The organism is Thalassovita mediterranea (assembly GCA_019448215.1).
In the GTDB taxonomy this organism is placed as follows: domain Bacteria; phylum Pseudomonadota; class Alphaproteobacteria; order Caulobacterales; family Hyphomonadaceae; genus Henriciella.
This window is the reverse complement of sequence record CP080408.1, coordinates 2,573,660-2,590,984: the sequence shown is the minus strand read 5'-3', so window position 1 is coordinate 2,590,984 and position 17,325 is coordinate 2,573,660. Positions and strand designations below refer to the sequence as shown.

The window sequence follows — 17,325 nt, the reverse complement described above, 5'->3', positions numbered from 1 at the left end:
CTCCTTCAGGCAAGGCCCCGGCTGCCGGGTTTGACCGGCGGAAGCGCCTTGAGCTCGTCCGGCAGATCGTTCGGATCAAAGTCGGGAAAGTCGACCTGTGCGAGGGAAACGAGTTTGCAGCCGACATCGGCGCGGCCATTCGACCGGTCGATGACACATGACCCGCCCACGACTTCACCGGGCAGCTTGCCAAGCGCGACGACAGTTTCGCGGAAGGACAGCCCGGTCGTCACGATATCCTCGGCGATCAGGATCTTCTCGCCCTCAGCGATTGAGAAGCCGCGGCGGAATTGAAGTTCCCCATCAACACGTTCAGCAAAGATGGAGCGGCAGCCAAGCTGGCGCGCGAGTTCGTAGCCAGGAATGATGCCACCGACAGCAGGCCCCGCCACAACGTCGATCTTGCCGAACGTGTCAGTGACTTTCTTCGCGAGCGCCTTGCAAAGGCGCTCTGCCAGTACAGGCTGCGAGAAGACGAGCGCCTTCTGAAGGAAGACAGGACTACGGCGCCCGGACGAGAGAATGAAATGACCTTCGAGCAATGCACCAGCTTCGCGAAAACAGTCCAGCACGTCGTCATTGGTCAATTGGTCGTCTCCTCGATCCGCTCAACGCTCTCCACGACGGCGAGCGCCCGCAATGCGGCCCTTATGTGCTCGAGATGACGCAAGTCCTCAACCTCGATATCGAAGATAAGCTGAAGAAAATCAGCGGCGCGTTCGCCGGTCTCGACGCGGGTGATGTTGCCGCCAGCCTGCGCCACGGCCGAACACTGAAGCGCCATGACACCCGGCTTGTTGACCGCCTGCACGCTGATCCGGCCGACGGCCACGACACCCTGCTTGGCAAGCTCGTTCCAGCGAAGGTCCACCCAGAGGTCGGGACGGTCTTCGAAGGCTGCGACCTGACGACAGAAGATTGTATGGATGACGAGGCCCTTTTCGGGCTCCCGCAGACCAATGATGCGGTCCCCGGGGATCGGGTGGCAGCACTCGCCAAGATGGAGGGTGACACCCGGGGTGAGGTCTTCGCCTGCAATCATCTGGCTGGCATGCTGATCGTCGATCAGCGTGCGATCGTGCGCATTCGCCTGTGCCGGCTCATGTCCCGGGAAAGCCGTGCGGATAAAGTCCGCTGTGTCATAGCGCCCGCGTCCGATCGCTTCGGCGAGGTCCTCGGCGGTCTCAAAGTCCGCGCGCCGGGCAACGCGCACCATGTCGATTTCGAGCGGCTCTATGCCCGCACGTCTGAGATCCCGGTCCATCAGAGCGCGCCCGAGACGAACAAACTCGATCTGCTCGCGGCCCCTGATGAGGCGGCGGATGGCTGATCTGGCCCGCCCTGTAACCGTCAGAGCTTCCCAGCCAACTGCCGGTCGAGAGTCCGGCCGGCGCAATATCTCGACGACATCACCATTTTTTAGCGGCGTACGGAGCGTACGGTCAACGCCATTCACTCTGACGCCATCACATGTGTCGCCTACGGCGGTGTGAACGGCATAGGCAAAGTCGAGCGGCATCGCGCCCTTGGGCAGGATGATCAGCCGGCCCTTTGGCGTGAAGACAAACACATGCTCGCGGTACATCTCCAGCTTGGCATGCTCGAGAAACTCATCAGGCTCTGCGCCATCGGCGAGCAGTTCACCGAAAGCCCGAAGGTTCATGCTCGGGTCGAGACCCGCCGCCTTGGACGATTCGAGATCGAAACCGTATTCGCTATTCTTGTAGGTCCAGTGCGCGGCGACGCCGTGCTCTGCCGTCCGGTCCATTTCTTCGGTCCGGATCTGCAACTCCACGAGCCGGTTACCAGAGGCACGTACTGTCGTGTGGAGCGAGGCATAACCGTTCGGTTTTGGAACCGAGATGAAGTCCTTGAACCTGTCAGGCAGGCACGCCCAGACCGTGTGAAAGGCACCAAGCAACTGGTAGCATTCGCCCGTCTCTTGCACGATGACGCGGAAACCGAAGATGTCGGCAACATCACGGAATGAAATCGACTTGCGTTCCAGCTTCCGCCAGATCGAATAGGGCTGCTTGCGGCGCCCCTTTACGCGTGCCGTGAGCCCCTGCTCTGCGACGACCTGCTTGATGGCAAACCGGATACGCTCAAGATCGTCGGCATTTTCCGACATCAGCTCTTCAAGCTTTGCGACAATGCTCGCGCGCGCTTCAGGATTGACGTGATGGAAGCCGAGATCCTCAAGCTCCGAGGCGACCTGGTATAGACCAACCCGGCGGGCCAGCGGCGCATAGATTTCCAGCGTCTCACCAGCGATGCGCCGACGCGACTCTTCCTTCGGGATAAAGTGGAGCGTGCGCATATTGTGCAGCCGGTCAGCCAGCTTCACCAGCAAGACCCGGATGTCATTGACGGTCGCAAGGATGAACTTCTGGAAGTTCTCGGCCTGCTTGGACTGTTCGGATTTGTAGTCGAGCTTGCCAAGCTTGGTGACGCCGTCGACCAGTTCAGCAACATCATTGCCAAACCGGCTCTCGATCTCATCCAGCGAAACGTCGCAATCCTCGACCGTGTCGTGAAGAAGCCCAGCCATGATCGTGCACTGGTCCAGCTGGATGCCAGCAATAAGCATCGCGACCTGCACGGGGTGGGAATAATAGGGGTCGCCGGATTTGCGCAGCTGTTCGCCGTGCTTTTCCTTGGCGAAATCATAGGCATCACCAAGACGCTTCGAGTCTACTTCAGGATAGTAGGCCCGGACCGCGTCAATCAGGTCATCGCGGGTAGGAATAGCAGCGCGCGCACCAGCATCGCGCCGCTCCATATTTGGGGGCGACCGATCAATGTTGCTGGCGGCCGCACTGCTCATGGGACTATCAGAAACGGTCGTCGCGGCCCGACTCCAGTTCGGCCTGGTAGGCGCGCATGACGTCTTCTTCGGTCGCTGCAGGTGCAGTCTGAAGCGCCGCACGATCTGCCTCGCGCTCTTCTTCCTCGCCAGGGCGAACTTCCTGAAGGTTGGCGATCAGGCCTTCGCGAACGACGTCGAGGCTAACAGTGCGATCAGCAATCTCTCTCAGTGAGATGACCGGGTCCTTGTCATTGTCGCGCTCGACAGTGATCGGCGAACCTTCGCGGATCATGCGTGCGCGCTGCGCAGCCAGAAGGATCAGGTCAAAACGGTTCGGGACCTGCTCGATGCAGTCTTCGACAGTAACTCGTGCCATATGGGAAATCTCCTGATAGCCGCTCTTTATATGCGTTGCAGCACAGCGATACAACCCGTCACTTGCGGTGGTTGCAGTCCGGCGCTAGCCTCGCGGATATTTTGATACGACTTTGAATTCTGGGTTAAAAATGGCATTTTATAAAGACGAACGACTGATGTTGTTCATCGATGGCGCAAGCCTCTACACAACCGCCCGATCGCTTGAGATTGAAATCGACTTCCGCAAATTACTGGCAGAATTCAGAAATCGCGGCAGGCTGCTTCGCGCCAATTACTACACGACCATTGTTGAAGGCGAAGATTACAGCCCCGTCCGGCCACTCGTCGACTGGCTGAGCTACAATGGCTACAATGTCATCCACAAGGCCGCGCGCGAGTTTACTGACCGGGAAGGTCGCCGGCGTGTACGCGGCAACATGAATGTCGAGATTGCCGTCGACATGATGAGCGCCGCCAGCACAGTCGACCATATCGTTCTCTTTGCAGGCGACAGCGATTTCCGCAGGCTCGTCGAAATGGTGAAGGCACAAGGATGCCGCGTGACCGTCGTCTCTTCGGCCAAGACACAGCCTCAGACGATCGGCGATGAGCTTCGCCGCGAAGCCGATGTCTTCATCGACCTTGAAGACCTTTCAGACCTGATTGGCCGTCCACGAAATGGAACGCCTGACCGGGCCGTGGCTTATGCAGATGATGACGATGACTGATAAAACGACCGTTCCGCCCGAAGCGCCGCCCAATTGCGAACTCTGCCCGAGGCTTGTGGCCTACCGGTCGCAGAACCGGCTGAACCATCCAGGCTGGTTCAACGCACCTGTCCCCTCTTTCGGTGATGAGAATGCGCGGCTTCTGGTTATCGGGCTTGCCCCGGGCGTCACAGGAGCGAACAAGACCGGCCGCCCCTTCACTGGCGACTGGGCGGGTGATCTTCTCTACGCAACCTTCGCCAAGTTCGGCTTCAGCGAAGGTGAGTATCAGGCCCGGCCGGATGACGGGCTGGTCCTCAAGGATGCGATGATCACCAATGCGGTGCGCTGCGTCCCACCGAAGAACAAGCCGGTCGGCAGCGAGGTCAATAATTGCCGCGGATACCTCACTGCACGCATCGATGCCTTGCCAAAGGCTCAGGTATTGCTCTGCCTCGGCAAGATCTCGCACGACTCGATGCTGCGCGCCTTCGATCTCAAAGTGAAGGATCATCCCTTCGGACATGGCAGTGAGTACCGCCTGCCCGACAATCGCATCCTTCTGTCGAGCTATCACTGCTCGCGGTACAACACGAATACCGGACGGTTGACGACGGAGATGTTTGAAGCCGTCTTCGCGCGGGCCAATGAGCTTCTCGGCCGCTGATCGGCAATCCTTCAACAGCTAATCGCTGTGCGGGACTAGGAGAGCTGAGGTTCGCCCTCGTATGATCAGGCTGATTCGGTCTAGACGAGGTGGTCATGACAGGCTCCAATCAAGCACAACTGTTCGACGACGTTCCAGCAGACACATCCGGCTATTCAGCCAAGGATATCGAAGTCCTTGAAGGGCTCGAACCCGTCCGCAAACGTCCCGGCATGTATATCGGCGGCACGGACGAGCGCGCCTACCACCACCTTTTCGCCGAAGTCCTCGATAACTCGATGGACGAGGCGGTCGCCGGCCATGCGAGCCGGATCGAGGTTCGCCTCGATGCAGACGGCTTCCTGACGGTGACCGACAATGGCCGCGGCATCCCGATCGACCCGCACCCGAAATTTCCGGACAAGTCGGCGCTGGAAGTCATCATGTGTACGCTCCATGCGGGCGGCAAATTCTCCGACAAGGCCTATGCGACCGCAGGCGGCCTGCACGGTGTCGGTATCTCGGTCGTGAACGCGCTTTCGGAGCGGGTCGAGGTCGAGGTCGCTCGTGACCGCAAGCTGTACGTCCAGGTGTTCGAACGCGGCCAGGTCATGTCGCCGGTCGAGCTGAAGGGCGCAGCGCCAAACCGCCGCGGCACCAGCGTGCGCTTTAGACCGGACGTCGAAATCTTCGGCGACAAGCTGCGCTTCCGCCCATCGCGCCTGTTCCAGATGGCGCGCTCCAAAGCCTATCTCTATCGCGGCGTCGAAGTGCGCTGGTCTTGCGACCCGTCGCTCCTGCCAGAAGACTCCAAAATCCCGGCCGAAGCCACCCTCACCTATCCGAACGGTCTCGCTGACCAGCTGGAAGAGGTCTTCAAGGGCAAGGCGACCATTACGAATGAAGCCTTCTCAGGCCTTGTTGAGACCGATGAAGGCAAGGTCGAATGGGCCATCGCCTGGACGGCGGCCGGCTTCGGCGAAGCCGACGGTTTCTCGCGCTCCTACTGTAACACCATCCCGACACCGGATGGCGGCACCCATGAGGCAGGCCTTCGCTCGGCCATCACCAAGGGCCTTCGCAACTATGGTGAGCTGACGGGCCAGAAGAAGGCGACCGCGATTACCGCAGACGACATCATGTCCTATGCGGGCATCCTTCTGTCTGTCTTCATTCGCGGCCCTGAATTCGTCGGCCAGACCAAGGACAAGCTGTCGACCACGGCCGCCTTCCGCCTTGTCGAGAACGCGGTCCGCGACCGCTTCGACCACTGGCTTGCTGCCAGCCCGAAGGAAGCTGACAAGCTTCTCAACTGGGCGATGGAACGCGCGGATGAGCGCGCCAAGCGCCGCAAGGACAAGGAAGTCGCGCGCAAATCTGCGACCCGCCGCCTGCGCCTTCCCGGCAAGCTCGCAGATTGCTCTGCAAATTCCGGCGATACCGAGCTTTTCATTGTCGAAGGCGACTCGGCAGGTGGCACGGCGAAGACGGCCCGAGACCGCAAGATGCAGGCGATCCTTCCCCTGCGCGGCAAGATCCTCAACGTCGCTTCGGCTTCCGTCGACAAGCTGGAAAAGAACCAGGAACTCGCCGACCTGATGCTGGCGCTGGGCACGGGCCTCAAGACGCGCTTCAATCTCGATGATCTTCGCTATGAGCGCGTCATCATCATGACTGACGCTGACGTCGACGGCGCACACATCGCGTCCCTGCTCATCACTTTCTTCTACCAGATGACGCCTGGCCTCATCGAAAGCGGCCGCCTCTATATGGCGATGCCTCCGCTCTACCGCCTCAGCCATAAGGGCAAGTCGGTCTATGCGATGGATGACGCGCAGAAGGCAGAGCTGATCGCATCGGAATTCAAGAATAGCGAAAAAGTCGAGATCGGCCGCTTCAAGGGTCTTGGTGAGATGAATGCCTCACAGCTCAAAGAGACCACGATGGACCCGCAATCGCGCACGCTGGCGCGGATCACCCTGCCGGACTCCATGGACGAACTCACGGAAATGAAGCCTGCAGAGCTCATCGACACGCTGATGGGGCGCAAAGCCGAGCACCGTTTCAAGTTCATCCAGGACAACGCCCAGTTCGCGTCTGAACTCGATATCTGACGCTTCAGGAATTCGACTGGTGTAAATCTTGCGGGCCAGACAATGGTTTCTTCACGACGTTCCGGTATAGACTGGAGCGATTGGTGACCTTGGTCTGGGCGCAGGTAAATGAGCATTCACTGGCAATATGTCCGGCACGACAAGCTGGACTCAAACCTTCTCGACGCTGAACACAGCCTCCACCAGTCGCCGCTTTTCTGCGACGCTTCGCTTGCCGCCCTGCTAGACGCCTATCCGCGCGAGCGGCTTGGCATCTGGACCTTTGGTGAGCACGCCGAAGGCGATGAGAAACCAATTTTCGGCACCGCCAACAACATGAGCGGCGAAGAAATCCTCGAAGCCGTGAAGAAGGGCCGTATCTGGCTCAATTTGCGCGCCACGAATGAACTCGTGCCGCATTATGCCGACACGGCGGACAACATTTTCGACAGCCTGCAATCGCGGATGGGCCAGCGCATCATCAAGCGCGATATGAGTGTTCTTATCTCATCGCCGGGCATTCACGTTCACTACCATCTCGATATTCCGCTGGTCGCCCTGCTGCAGGTTCGCGGCACCAAGACGCTCTACCTCTACCCGGAATCCGAGCAGTTCGCGCCGACCGAGCGTCTTGAAGCGATCGCGCTTGGTGAGGGCGATGAAAGCCTTTACTTCGAAAGCACTTTCGACGCCCACGTGCAGCCGTTCGAGCTGCAGCCCGGCAAAGGCATCTCATGGCCTCAGAATGCGCCGCACCGCGTTCAGAATGGCGACATGATGAATGTCTCGCTCTCATGCGAATTCATGACATGGCCGGCGCTATTCCGCGCGAACGCGCTTTACGCCAATGGGCGACTTCGCCGGTCTTTCGGCGCCCGGCCCGGCCGCCCGCAAGGCATCGTGCCAGCGACTTTCGGCAAAGCGGCACTCGCGCGCGTTTTCAAGAAGTTCGAACGTGGCGGGACGACGCCGGAACCTCGTCATCCCGCCTTCGCGCTGGACCTCGACAGCCCCGGCGCTGTTCGCACGCTCTAGGGTGCATCGCCTGCGGATATGACGCCGGAAATTCGCGCACAAAGTTCTGCGTGCCATTGAAAGAGCCGGCAAACGGGTCACAATACCCTCTGGATACGGATTTCCGGCTGAGGGGCTGATATGAAAATTGCGATGCGTCTGGCAGTGGCGCTGTCTGCTGCGACCTTCCTCACCGCGTGCGGCGGTGGTGGACAGGACACCGAAAACGACACCAACGGCGAACAGGCCGAAGCTTTCGACCGCGACCCTTATCCGTCAACCTACACGCCCTACCCATCAGGCGCCGTTCTTCTACAAAACGCGACCGTTTATGACGGCATCGGCAACGTCTTCGAGAATTATGACGTCCTTCTGGAAGGCGGAAACATCGCGGGAATGGGCGAAGACCTCGATGCGGGCGATGATGTCGAAGTGATCGACGCAGCCGGCAAATTCGTAACGCCCGGCATTATCGACAACCATTCCCACCTTGGTGTGTACCCCTCGCCCGGCGTCAGCGCCCATCAGGACGGCAATGAGATTTCAGGCCCCGTCACAGCGGAAGTCTGGGCCGAGCATGGCGTCTGGCCACAGGACCCGGGCTTCACCCGCGCGCTGGCTGGCGGCGTTACATCGATGCAGATCCTGCCGGGTTCAGCCAATCTCTTCGGCGGGCGCGGCGTGACGCTCAAGAACGTCCTGTCGCGCACCGTACAGGGCATGAAGTTTCCCGACGCGCCTTACACATTGAAGATGGCATGCGGTGAGAATCCGAAACGCGTCTATGGCTATGGTGGCGGTCGCTTCCCGGGCGGCGCCCCCTATTCGCGCATGGGCAATGTCGCAGGCTACCGTAATTCATGGATCGAGGCACGCGCCTATCAGGAAAAGTGGGACGAGTGGGAAGCAGATGGCGGCGACATGCCGACCCGAAACCTCGAGCTGGACACGCTGGCGGGCGTTCTCGACGGCGACATCCTCGTTCACATGCATTGCTACCGCGCCGATGAGATGGCGCAGGTGATCGATATGTCGGAAGAGTTTGGCTACAAGGTCACCTCATTCCACCACGCCGTCGAAAGCTACAAGATTGCGGACCTATTGGCTGAGAAGGACATCTGTTCAGCCATGTGGGCCGACTGGTGGGGCTTCAAGATGGAAGCCTATGACGGCATCCGCGAGAATATCCCGCTCGTCCATCAGGCCGGTGCCTGCGCGATCGTTCACTCTGATAGCGATATCGGCATCCAGCGCCTGAACCAGGAGGCCGCCAAGGCACTGGCTGACGGCCGGCGCGCCGGGATCGAGATTTCAGACGCTGACGCCTGGACCTGGCTCTCGGCCAATCCGGCAAAGTCGCTTGGTATTTTCGATCAGACAGGCTCACTGGAGATCGGTAAGGACGCTGACGTCGTTCTCTGGAATGGCGACCCGTTCAGCACCTATTCGAACGCCGAACGCGTTTATATCGACGGCGCGCTCATGTTTGATCTTGAGCAGCCAGACTTCACCCCCGTCACAGATTTCGAGCTTGGCCAGCCTGGCGAAGGAGACCTGAAATGATCTTCAAATTTGCAGCAATTGCCGCGTCAACCTCGCTCGTCTGTGCCAGTGCGCTCGCGCAGAACCTCGCCATACAGAACGCCACCCTGTTTGACGGTGAGACGGTTCGCGAAGATGCGACCCTCGTCATCCGGGACGGAACGGTCGTCGCTTGGGCGGATGCGGACCAGCTCCCGTCAGGGCTTGAGACCATCGATGCGGAAGGCGCCTGGATCACACCCGGCATCTTCACGCCTTTCTCGCGCACCGGCATTGTAGAAGTCGGCGCTGAAGACTCGACGGACGATACCTCGGCTGGCCAGTCTGCATTCGGCGCGGCCCTCGATATGAGCGACGGATTTAACCCGGCCTCCACGCTAATTGAAGTCACGAGACTTGAAGGCGTGACACGCATGGCCGTCGCGCCAAGCCTGGGCTCGTCCCTCTTTGGTGGTCAGGGCTTCATTGCCACCACCACGGGCGAGCCCGGCTCCATCATTGAAGAGCGCGCGTTCACTTTCATCAATCTTGGTGAAGGCGGCGCCGGTATCGCAGGCGGCTCACGCCCGGCGGCCTGGGCAACTTTCCGTGCAGCCCTCGGCGATGCACGCGCCTTTCCAGCCCGCTATCTCACCGGACAGGAAGGCGATGTTCTCAACCGGATCGACGCGCAGGCCCTCTCTCGTGCAGCTCGCGGCGATCAGCTGATCATGATCTCCGCCAGCCGCGAAAGCGACATCCGCCAGATCATCGAGCTGAAGCAGGACAATCCTCAGCTGCAGATCGTCATTCTCGGCGCGCAGGAAGGCTGGATGGCCGCAGACGAGCTCGCCGACGCTGAGATTCCTGTCATCATCGACCCTTATGACAACCTGCCTGGCAGTTTCGCCCAGCTCGGCGCAACCCAGCAGAACGCCGCGCGGCTTCTCGATGCCGGTGTGACAACCGCCTTCGCCTATTTCGACAATAGCAGCCACCAGGCCCGCCTTATCCTGCAGAGCGCTGGCAATGCCGTCGGTAGCGGCGTCGACCATACGGACGCCCTGCGGGCGATCACGTCGGTGCCAGCCGATATTTTCGGGATCGATGGTGCAGGACGCCTGACTGCTGGCAGCCTTGGTGACCTCGTCATCTGGGATGGTGACCCGCTGGAAGTTAGAAGCGCGCCTGTCCGCATCTTTATCGATGGCGTCGAGCAACCGCTCGAGAGCCGCCAGACAAAGCTGCGCGACCGCTACCTCAATCTCGATGAAAGCGAACGGCCACTCGCCTACAAGCGCTAGTCAGCGCTTGGCGACGTTCTCGACTTTTTCGAGGGGTTCGATCGTCTGAACATAGCCGGCCTCTGCGGGGATATGCAGGCAGGGTTTGCCATTCTCATCCTTGCCGACGACAGGCAGCACGGTGACGACCTTGTTGTCCTTGAAGCGGCTGATGGCGGTCGGCACGCTTTGCGCTTCGGCCAGCTTTCCAAGGTTCATCTTGGTAGGGAAAATGATTGTCGCCTCGCCGGCCGCTTCCATGTCGAGAGCCAGCTGCGGGGACAGCCATACAGCATCCGTCGTTTCACGCCCGTCATGGGTCGCAAGCTGCTGCGGCGGCGTCGGCGCCAGATAGAAATGCGTATCGAAGCGCTTGGGCATCATGTCTGGCGTGATCCAGTGGCCAAAGTGAACCAGCGTATCGAGCGCGAGCACGAGGTCATGCTCTTTCACCAGCTCAACAAAGCTTTTCTCGCGCCGATCAACGGCCTCGCGGAACGGGGCAAGCTTGTCAGCGACATCGACGCCAACAAGCGCTGCGCCCTCGCCCCGCGCGCTCGCCGGGCGCGCCAGGATAATCCCTGATTCTTCAAAGGCTTCTCGAAGCGCAGCAACCCGCGCGATCCGTGCCTTGCCGTCATAATTGCCGTCGCTCAGGGCGTCCCACTCGTCAGACGCATCTTCGTCATTCGTCTTTCCGCCCGGAAAAACCAGCGCCCCTGCGGCGAAGTCGATCTGGTAGTGGCGCTTCACCATGAGGACCTGCAGGTCCGGCGCGTCGCGCAGCAGGAGAACGGTAGCGGAAAGTCTTGGCGCGGCATCGGTCATAACGAATTCTCCCTCAGATCCAGCAAATTTGCTGTAAATCCACTCGTTCCAATCCGCGTGATCTCAACGAGCGTCTGTCATTGTTCTTGTCTCGATACATTCACAGACAGGGATGCGGCATGCAACAGGTTCGGACACGCACATCGGCTCAGCCATCAATTATTCCAGGCGAAGGCGAGCTGCGGCTGTCCCCTGTCATCCACCTCCTCACGGGCGACATCGTCAACCAGGTCGCCGAAACGCAATTTGCTTTCGATGATCGCGTGTCTTTCGGCGCCGGTAGCCTCTTCGTGAACCGCATCAGCCCGGCCCTCTGGCTCGCCCATCAGGTTGAGGCTGTCGCGCGCCTTGCCAATGAGACGCCGCAGGCAACGGCTCGCCCGATCATTGTCGAAGCCCCGATCGCGGCCCTGATGCACCCGGACACACCGATTGCCTGCGAGGCCGCCGCTGCCCGCAGCCGCATCTGCCCTCAGGAAATCTGCATCGAGGTCGGCGACGCGACCCTGTCCCAGTCGAAGTCCGACATCCTCAAAAGCATCGAAGCGCTTCGCCGCCGTGGTTTCCGGGTTGGCGTCAATGCAACGCGCTCATGGTGCACACCGCTCGACACGCATCTGCGCCTCCTACTGGATTCGGTGCGCATCGACGCGCTGAAAGTCTGGAGCGAAGCCGATCTCCTCAACCGCATCGAAGCGGCCAGCGCCTGCGGCATGGCCGTCATCGCTGAGAATGCGCGTTATCGCGACGGTGAGAAGCTGGCTTCCGTAGGCATCGAGCTTGCCCGCGCCCCCCGGGTCGACGGCTAGCCGAAACGGCGCGCTGCCTCTTCGGACGGCGGCGTTTCCATGGCGCGCGCCTGCTCTGAATAGAAATCCAGTTTTTCCAGCAGATAGTCGAGGTCGCCCTTCGGGATGGCCTGGAACTGCGTCAGCACGCGTTCAATCATCCGCATCCGGAAGCGGGCCTTGTCGTTCGGACCGCCATCGACTTCGGTTTCGTGGAAGACGTTCACCGCGGCCTTGAAGGCTGGCAGGAGCTTACGCGGCAGACCGGCCCGGTCGAAAATTGCTGCAAGGCCACGCGGACCCGCATCATGGATCATCAGCCACGCCTTGCCATGCGTGACACCGGCGAGCTCTGCCATGGCATGTTCGACAAACTTCATCTGTCCGAGACACAGCGCGCGCATGATGAGCGAGTTCGTCAGGCGGCCATTGAGGTCAAGCTGGTGGACGAAATAGCCCATATCCTGGCTACGGTCCGCCTGCTCGACAAGGTCCACGGTCGCGCGTTCACGCGCACCGGCAGCAAGATCGATAGCGAGCTGCGCTGGCAACTCATGCCGGTTCACCAGCATGTCGAAAGCCTGCCCCGAAACAAGCGACACCAGCTTTTCAGCGACATGAACCGGAATATGCTCACGCGCGATCAGCGCGGTCTTCACGCCCTCATTCTCAGCGAACCGGTCGATGGAGCGATCGAACGCCTTGTTCGTCCAGCTCGCACCGCGATTGCGCGCCAGCGCGGCCACGGCATCAGCAATGCCCTCGCCAGCAATCGTCTCACACAGTGCGGGGTCGATACGTTCGCGCGATGCGATGGCGATCTGCTTGGCGCCTTCAACAGCGCGGACAAGCTCGATCAGGTCCTGATCGGTCAGGGACGGTGAATACTGAAGCACGGGCAGCGCGACGGACTCCACGTCGCGCGCAAGCTTGAGCGCGACGTCACGCGGCAGGCGCGGCGAGTTGCGCAGCGCCACAGAAAGCGTCTTGCGAACGAGCTCTGCGGCGTCCTGCGCGAGGATGCCAATAATCTCTTCTGCGTGGCGGCGTTCGGCGTCTGTCAGAGGGTCAGTCGCAATCCGGCGGCAGAGCTTGTGCGCAATGCCAGCCCGTTCGTCCGGTGTCTCACCTTTCATGAGCCGCTCAATGTCCCCTTCGGACAATTGCGGCCGCATGCTTGAAATACCCATCGATAGCGCCTTCCCTCAGCCGAGGAATCAATTTGCTGAGAATTGTATTGTGCCGGTTAATGTCCGGTTTACCAATGGGTCCGGCAGCAGGCCTGAAATAAATCTGGGAGTAGACATGCTCGAAGGCATTCGCGTCATAGAATACGCAACCTATATGGCCGCCCCTGGCGCAGGCAGTATCCTGAGTGACTGGGGCGCCGAAGTGATCAAGGTTGAACCACCCGGCGGCGACCCGATCCGCAAATTCTTCGCGACCATTGGCACCGACATCCAGGACAATCCGGTCTTTGATTTCGACAATCGCGGCAAGAAGTCCATCGCGCTCGACACGACCACCGATGAGGGCCGCAAGATCCTCCGCGAACTCGCCGAAAGCGCGGACGTCTTTCTGACCAATGTTCGCCCCGGCGGCCTCGCGCGGTCTGGCCTCGACTATGAAGGTCTGAAATCAGTCAATCCAAAACTCGTCTATTGCAGCCTGACTGGATACGGCCTCGATGGCCCGGACGCCGACAAGCCTGGCTTCGACGTGGCGAGCTTCTGGGCACGCTCAGGCGCGGCGCGCACCACCATCCCGAAGGGCGGTGAGCCATTCCCGTGCCGCACGGCCTTCGGCGACCACACGACCAGCATCGCTGCGGCCGCTGGCATCTGCGCGGCGCTGGTGGAGGCTACCAAGACCGGCAAGGGCCGGCTGGTAGAGGCTTCGCTGCTGCGCACCGCCCTCTTCACGCTTGGCTCTGATTTCGCGATCCAGCTCTTCTTCGGGCGGCTTGGCTCCACCAAGCAGCGCCACGAGCAGACCGTGCCAATCATGAACTTTTTCCGCACCAGTGACGATCACTGGCTCTGCATCGTCGCGCGTCAGGGCAATTCTGACTGGGGTCCGATCTGCCGGGTCATAGGCCGCGAGGACCTGATCGAAGATGAGCGCTTCTCTTCGCCAAAGGCCCGCCGCAAGAATAGCGTCGAATGTGTCGGCGTCCTCGATGAAGGCTTTGGGGCGATGACGAAGGAAGAAGCTGCCAAGCGTCTGGATGAGCATTCAATCGCCTGGGCGCCGGTCCAGACGATGGCCGAAGCAGCGGCCGATCCGCAGGTTCTTGCAGCCGGCGGCATCGTGGACGTCCCATCAGCCGCAGGCGATGGCAGCTCGTTCAAGTCACCTGCCTCGCCCGTCCGGTTTCCCGGTGCGAATGATGGCCCGAAAGGCCCCTCACCGAAATTCGGTCAACATAGCCGAGAGGTCCTCGCTGGCCTCGGGCGCAGCGAGGATGAGATCACTCAGTTGCTATCTTCGGGCGCCGTATCGGACGGGGCGAAACCGGCAAAATAGCTACGGATGTCATCAGCGCGCTCCGCTTCAAGCGCGACGCAGAGCCCGATGCTCTCACGGGCTTCAGCAAGCGCTCGTTCATAGCCCGGCGCGAGGTCGCCATACGCGCCAAAAAGGGCCTCAAGCTCGACAATTGCCGTCGGTGAGCAGAGATCATCTGCAAGCCGCGGCGTTGAGCGCGGGCGCTGACCGGGAATACGCTTCACGAATTCCGGATAATTCGCCTGCAGCCACGCCCATGCGTCCTGTTTGACCTCGCTCTGGCGCATCTGGCCGGACATGATCGAATAGGTCTCGCGGGTGCCAAGCTGTCCTGACATGGAAAGCTCCATGATGACTGGCAGCAACTCGGGGTCATTGTTCTGACCGATCGCGTAGGCAACCGCCTGCTCAAAGGTCGGATCATCAATGTCAGAAAGCGACGCCAACATCGCTTCAAGGAAGCGTTCCCCGCCTTCCTGCATGCCGATGGAAAGCGCGGTCGAGAAATCGTCGCTCGTCAGCCCACGTACTTCGCCGCTCACGGGAAGTCCGACATACGCATTCGCCGCACGCGCGAACTCTTCGCGCAGCTCGGCGTCATTGCCGGTGCGTGCCAGGAATGATTCCAGCCGGGAAACCAGAATGCGATCGCTCTCGATATCAGACTGTCTTGCGCGCTCGAGGCGCGGCCCGAATACGCGGGCGATCTCGGCTTCCATGCCTGCACGTGCGGCCTCGTCAGTCGAAACGGCACGGTACAGCGCGGAATAAGCGCGCATTGCGCCATCGACGACCTGGCGCTGGTCATGCCGGGCCGCGGCATTTGCGATCGCCATAAGGGTCGGGAGGGCAAGGTTACCTGCTTCGAAACTCGCCACGGCGCTATCAACGGCGACCATGGCTTCACCGGCCTCCAGCGATCCAAAGTTCACAGCCAGCAATGCCCACTGCGCGTCAGGCAGGTTAAAGCGCCAGTATCCGGCGCCGCCCGCATTCGGCATGATCCAGTCCGGACAGGTCTCAAACTGGTCCAGCGTCAGCGTCGCGGTTTGCTCACTCATCATGGTGCAGACGCGTTCACGCGTGTCGCCGCTCGCCGCCACGAGACAGTAGGGAATCGTCCAACGCCGGCTCTGTTCGATCGGGCTGCCAAGAGGTTCGTACCGGCTCTGCGACAGGGACACCTCCGGCGTGCGGCCTTCGCGGCATTGCAGCTCAGCGTTCACCAGCGGCAGGCCTGACTGCTCGACGAAGCTGCGAAACGCCGTCGTCAGGTCCGGCTCATTGGTCTCGTCAGCGATCACCTCGAAGAAGTCAGGGCTGTCAGCAACCGAGTCCTCGAAACGCGAGATATAGCGACCAAGCGCCGGGCGGAACTTGTCGGCCCCGAAATAGGAGTCCACCATCGCGATGACGGCGAGGCCTTTGTCATAGGTAATCGAGTCGTAGGCGTTGCGGATGTCCTCGTTTAGCGTGATCGGCTCTCTGACAGCGCGTGCGCTGCGCAGGCTGTCGAGCGACATTGCGCTGATACTGTCGGCAACAGCATCCAGCTCATAGCCGCCATCCGGCTCCAGCTCGGATAGCACGATGCCCGTCGCCCAACTTGAAAACGCTTCCTTCAGCCAGAGATCATCCCACCACGGCGGCGTAACCAGATCGCCGAACCACATATGCGCGATTTCGTGGCTGTGAATGTTCAGAAGTGCCCGGCGCATCGCAGGGCCGCTCGATGGCCCATAGAGAATTCGGCTCTCGCGATAGGTGATCGCAGCTGCAAGCTCTGTTGCACCGCTCGGCCATTGCGGGGCCGCGATGATATCGAGCTTTTCATAAGGATACGGAACGCCAAGTTCTCTTTCAAAGAACGCCACCATCGGCTCTGTCATCATAAGAGCATAGGAGATTTCGCTACCCTTCCCGGCCCTTGTGTAGCCCGTCAGCGGAACCGAAAAATCCCGCACTTCATTCGGCGAGAGCGAAGGCCCATCCAGCCGGTCGAACGGACCGACAGCAAGCGACAACAGGTAAGTCGGAAGTGGACGGGTCGGCTTGAAGGTAATCCGCTTAAAGCCTTCATCTTCCAGAGTTTCTTCACGCTCTATCGGCGTGTTTGCGATCGCTGTGTCGTCTTCGGGCACGGTCAGGACGATGTCATAAGGCGTCTTGAAGCGCGGTTCATCAAAGCCCGGCATGAAACGGCGCGCCTGAATACTTTCAGACTTCGCGAGAGCATAGGCGCCGCCCTGCTCCTCAACCTTGAACAGCCCTGCAAGATTGGCATCGAAAGGCGCGGTATAGTCTATCTCGACGCGGACGGTTCCCGCACCAGCGCGCCGTGGAAAGTGGATCCAGGCGACCCCTGAATTCAGGACATCGCGCCAGGTTGCCGCCTCATCCTGCATATTCGTGCCGCTGACGGTGACTTCTTTGATCTCGAGCCCCTGTCCATGAAGCCAGAAGCCCTGGGCAGGCTGGTCGAACTCGACATCGATCGTGACTGTGCCACCAAACCGCGTGCCACGCGGGTCGATCTTCAAATCCATGTCGTATGCGGTCGGGCGAACGCCATCAGGCAGAGGCCCTCGCGGCGCGCGCTCATACAGTTCGGACAGTTCCGGCTGTTGCTGACGCGGCGTCGGACCACACGAAGCAAGCCCGAAAGCAAGCGCGCACACAAGAAGAAGACGTTGCATGGAAAACCCTGAATTGCGTGTAACAATTCATATGAGGCAGCGCCCCTTGGCGTCACCCTCAAAAAGGCCTGCAGC

The 17,325-nt window shown here is 60.5% G+C and carries 14 protein-coding genes; 8 read left to right on the top strand and 6 right to left on the bottom strand.

The features are described from left to right. Positions 1 to 5: 5 nt before the first annotated feature. Genes pyrE through rpoZ form a run of 3 tightly spaced genes read right to left on the bottom strand, consistent with a single transcriptional unit; the run spans position 6 to position 3,185 of the window. A complete protein-coding gene (gene pyrE, locus KUV46_12675; GenBank protein ID QYJ00185.1) occupies positions 6 to 587 on the bottom strand; it encodes an orotate phosphoribosyltransferase in 582 nt (193 codons plus the stop codon). Continuing rightward, positions 584 to 2,827 carry a bifunctional (p)ppGpp synthetase/guanosine-3',5'-bis(diphosphate) 3'-pyrophosphohydrolase gene (locus tag KUV46_12670; GenBank protein QYJ00184.1) on the bottom strand — a complete coding sequence of 748 codons (2,244 nt, stop codon included), beginning with the start codon at positions 2,825 to 2,827 and terminating at the stop codon, positions 584 to 586. The genes pyrE and KUV46_12670 overlap by 4 nt, the downstream gene beginning before the upstream one ends. Positions 2,828 to 2,834: 7 nt before the next feature. Then, positions 2,835 to 3,185: a DNA-directed RNA polymerase subunit omega gene (gene rpoZ / locus KUV46_12665; protein QYJ00183.1), complete on the bottom strand. Its 351-nt coding sequence runs from the start codon at positions 3,183 to 3,185 to the stop codon at positions 2,835 to 2,837. A 130-nt stretch (positions 3,186 to 3,315) separates the two neighbouring features. On the opposite strand from rpoZ, the gene KUV46_12660 reads away from it, so the two are divergent. The 6 genes from KUV46_12660 to KUV46_12635 all read left to right on the top strand — a co-directional run bounded on the left by KUV46_12660 (position 3,316) and on the right by KUV46_12635 (position 10,451). Next, positions 3,316 to 3,894 carry an NYN domain-containing protein gene (locus tag KUV46_12660; GenBank protein ID QYJ00182.1) on the top strand — a complete coding sequence of 193 codons (579 nt, stop codon included), beginning with the start codon at positions 3,316 to 3,318 and terminating at the stop codon, positions 3,892 to 3,894. Then, positions 3,887 to 4,540 (top strand): uracil-DNA glycosylase, encoded by a 654-nt coding sequence (locus KUV46_12655; protein ID QYJ00181.1) that lies wholly within the window; start codon positions 3,887 to 3,889, stop codon positions 4,538 to 4,540. Before KUV46_12660 ends, KUV46_12655 begins: the two co-directional genes overlap by 8 nt. 119 nt (positions 4,541 to 4,659) lie before the next feature. After that, positions 4,660 to 6,633, top strand: a complete 1,974-nt coding sequence (parE, locus tag KUV46_12650) for a DNA topoisomerase IV subunit B (protein ID QYJ02407.1) — start codon at positions 4,660 to 4,662, stop codon at positions 6,631 to 6,633. Positions 6,634 to 6,741: 108 nt separating this feature from the next. Continuing rightward, positions 6,742 to 7,647, top strand: coding sequence for a hypothetical protein (locus KUV46_12645; protein ID QYJ00180.1), 906 nt, complete (start codon positions 6,742 to 6,744; stop codon positions 7,645 to 7,647). 120 nt (positions 7,648 to 7,767) lie between these two features. Beyond that, entirely contained in the window at positions 7,768 to 9,189 is a 1,422-nt protein-coding gene (locus KUV46_12640; GenBank protein QYJ00179.1) for an amidohydrolase, read from the top strand. After that, the gene (locus KUV46_12635) at positions 9,186 to 10,451 is read left to right on the top strand and encodes an amidohydrolase family protein (GenBank protein QYJ00178.1); all 1,266 of its coding nucleotides are present in this window, start codon (positions 9,186 to 9,188) and stop codon (positions 10,449 to 10,451) included. The genes KUV46_12640 and KUV46_12635 overlap by 4 nt, the downstream gene beginning before the upstream one ends. On the opposite strand, the gene KUV46_12630 is transcribed toward KUV46_12635, so the two are convergent. Continuing rightward, the gene (locus KUV46_12630; protein QYJ00177.1) at positions 10,452 to 11,258 is read right to left on the bottom strand and encodes a hypothetical protein; all 807 of its coding nucleotides are present in this window, start codon (positions 11,256 to 11,258) and stop codon (positions 10,452 to 10,454) included. A gap of 119 nt (positions 11,259 to 11,377) precedes the next feature. On the opposite strand from KUV46_12630, the gene KUV46_12625 reads away from it, so the two are divergent. After that, on the top strand, positions 11,378 to 12,067 hold the full coding sequence (locus tag KUV46_12625; GenBank protein ID QYJ00176.1) for a hypothetical protein: 690 nt from the start codon (positions 11,378 to 11,380) through the stop codon (positions 12,065 to 12,067). On the opposite strand, the gene KUV46_12620 is transcribed toward KUV46_12625, so the two are convergent. Then, the gene (locus KUV46_12620) at positions 12,064 to 13,182 is read right to left on the bottom strand and encodes a DUF2336 domain-containing protein (GenBank protein QYJ00175.1); all 1,119 of its coding nucleotides are present in this window, start codon (positions 13,180 to 13,182) and stop codon (positions 12,064 to 12,066) included. The two genes, KUV46_12625 and KUV46_12620, sit on opposite strands and share 4 nt — an antisense overlap. A 169-nt stretch (positions 13,183 to 13,351) precedes the next feature. Between KUV46_12620 and KUV46_12615 the strand changes: the two genes are divergently transcribed. Further along, on the top strand, positions 13,352 to 14,572 hold the full coding sequence (locus KUV46_12615) for a CoA transferase (protein ID QYJ00174.1): 1,221 nt from the start codon (positions 13,352 to 13,354) through the stop codon (positions 14,570 to 14,572). On the opposite strand, the gene KUV46_12610 is transcribed toward KUV46_12615, so the two are convergent. Further along, entirely contained in the window at positions 14,521 to 17,250 is a 2,730-nt protein-coding gene (locus KUV46_12610) for a M1 family metallopeptidase (GenBank protein QYJ00173.1), read from the bottom strand. The two genes, KUV46_12615 and KUV46_12610, sit on opposite strands and share 52 nt — an antisense overlap. Positions 17,251 to 17,325 lie beyond the last annotated feature (75 nt).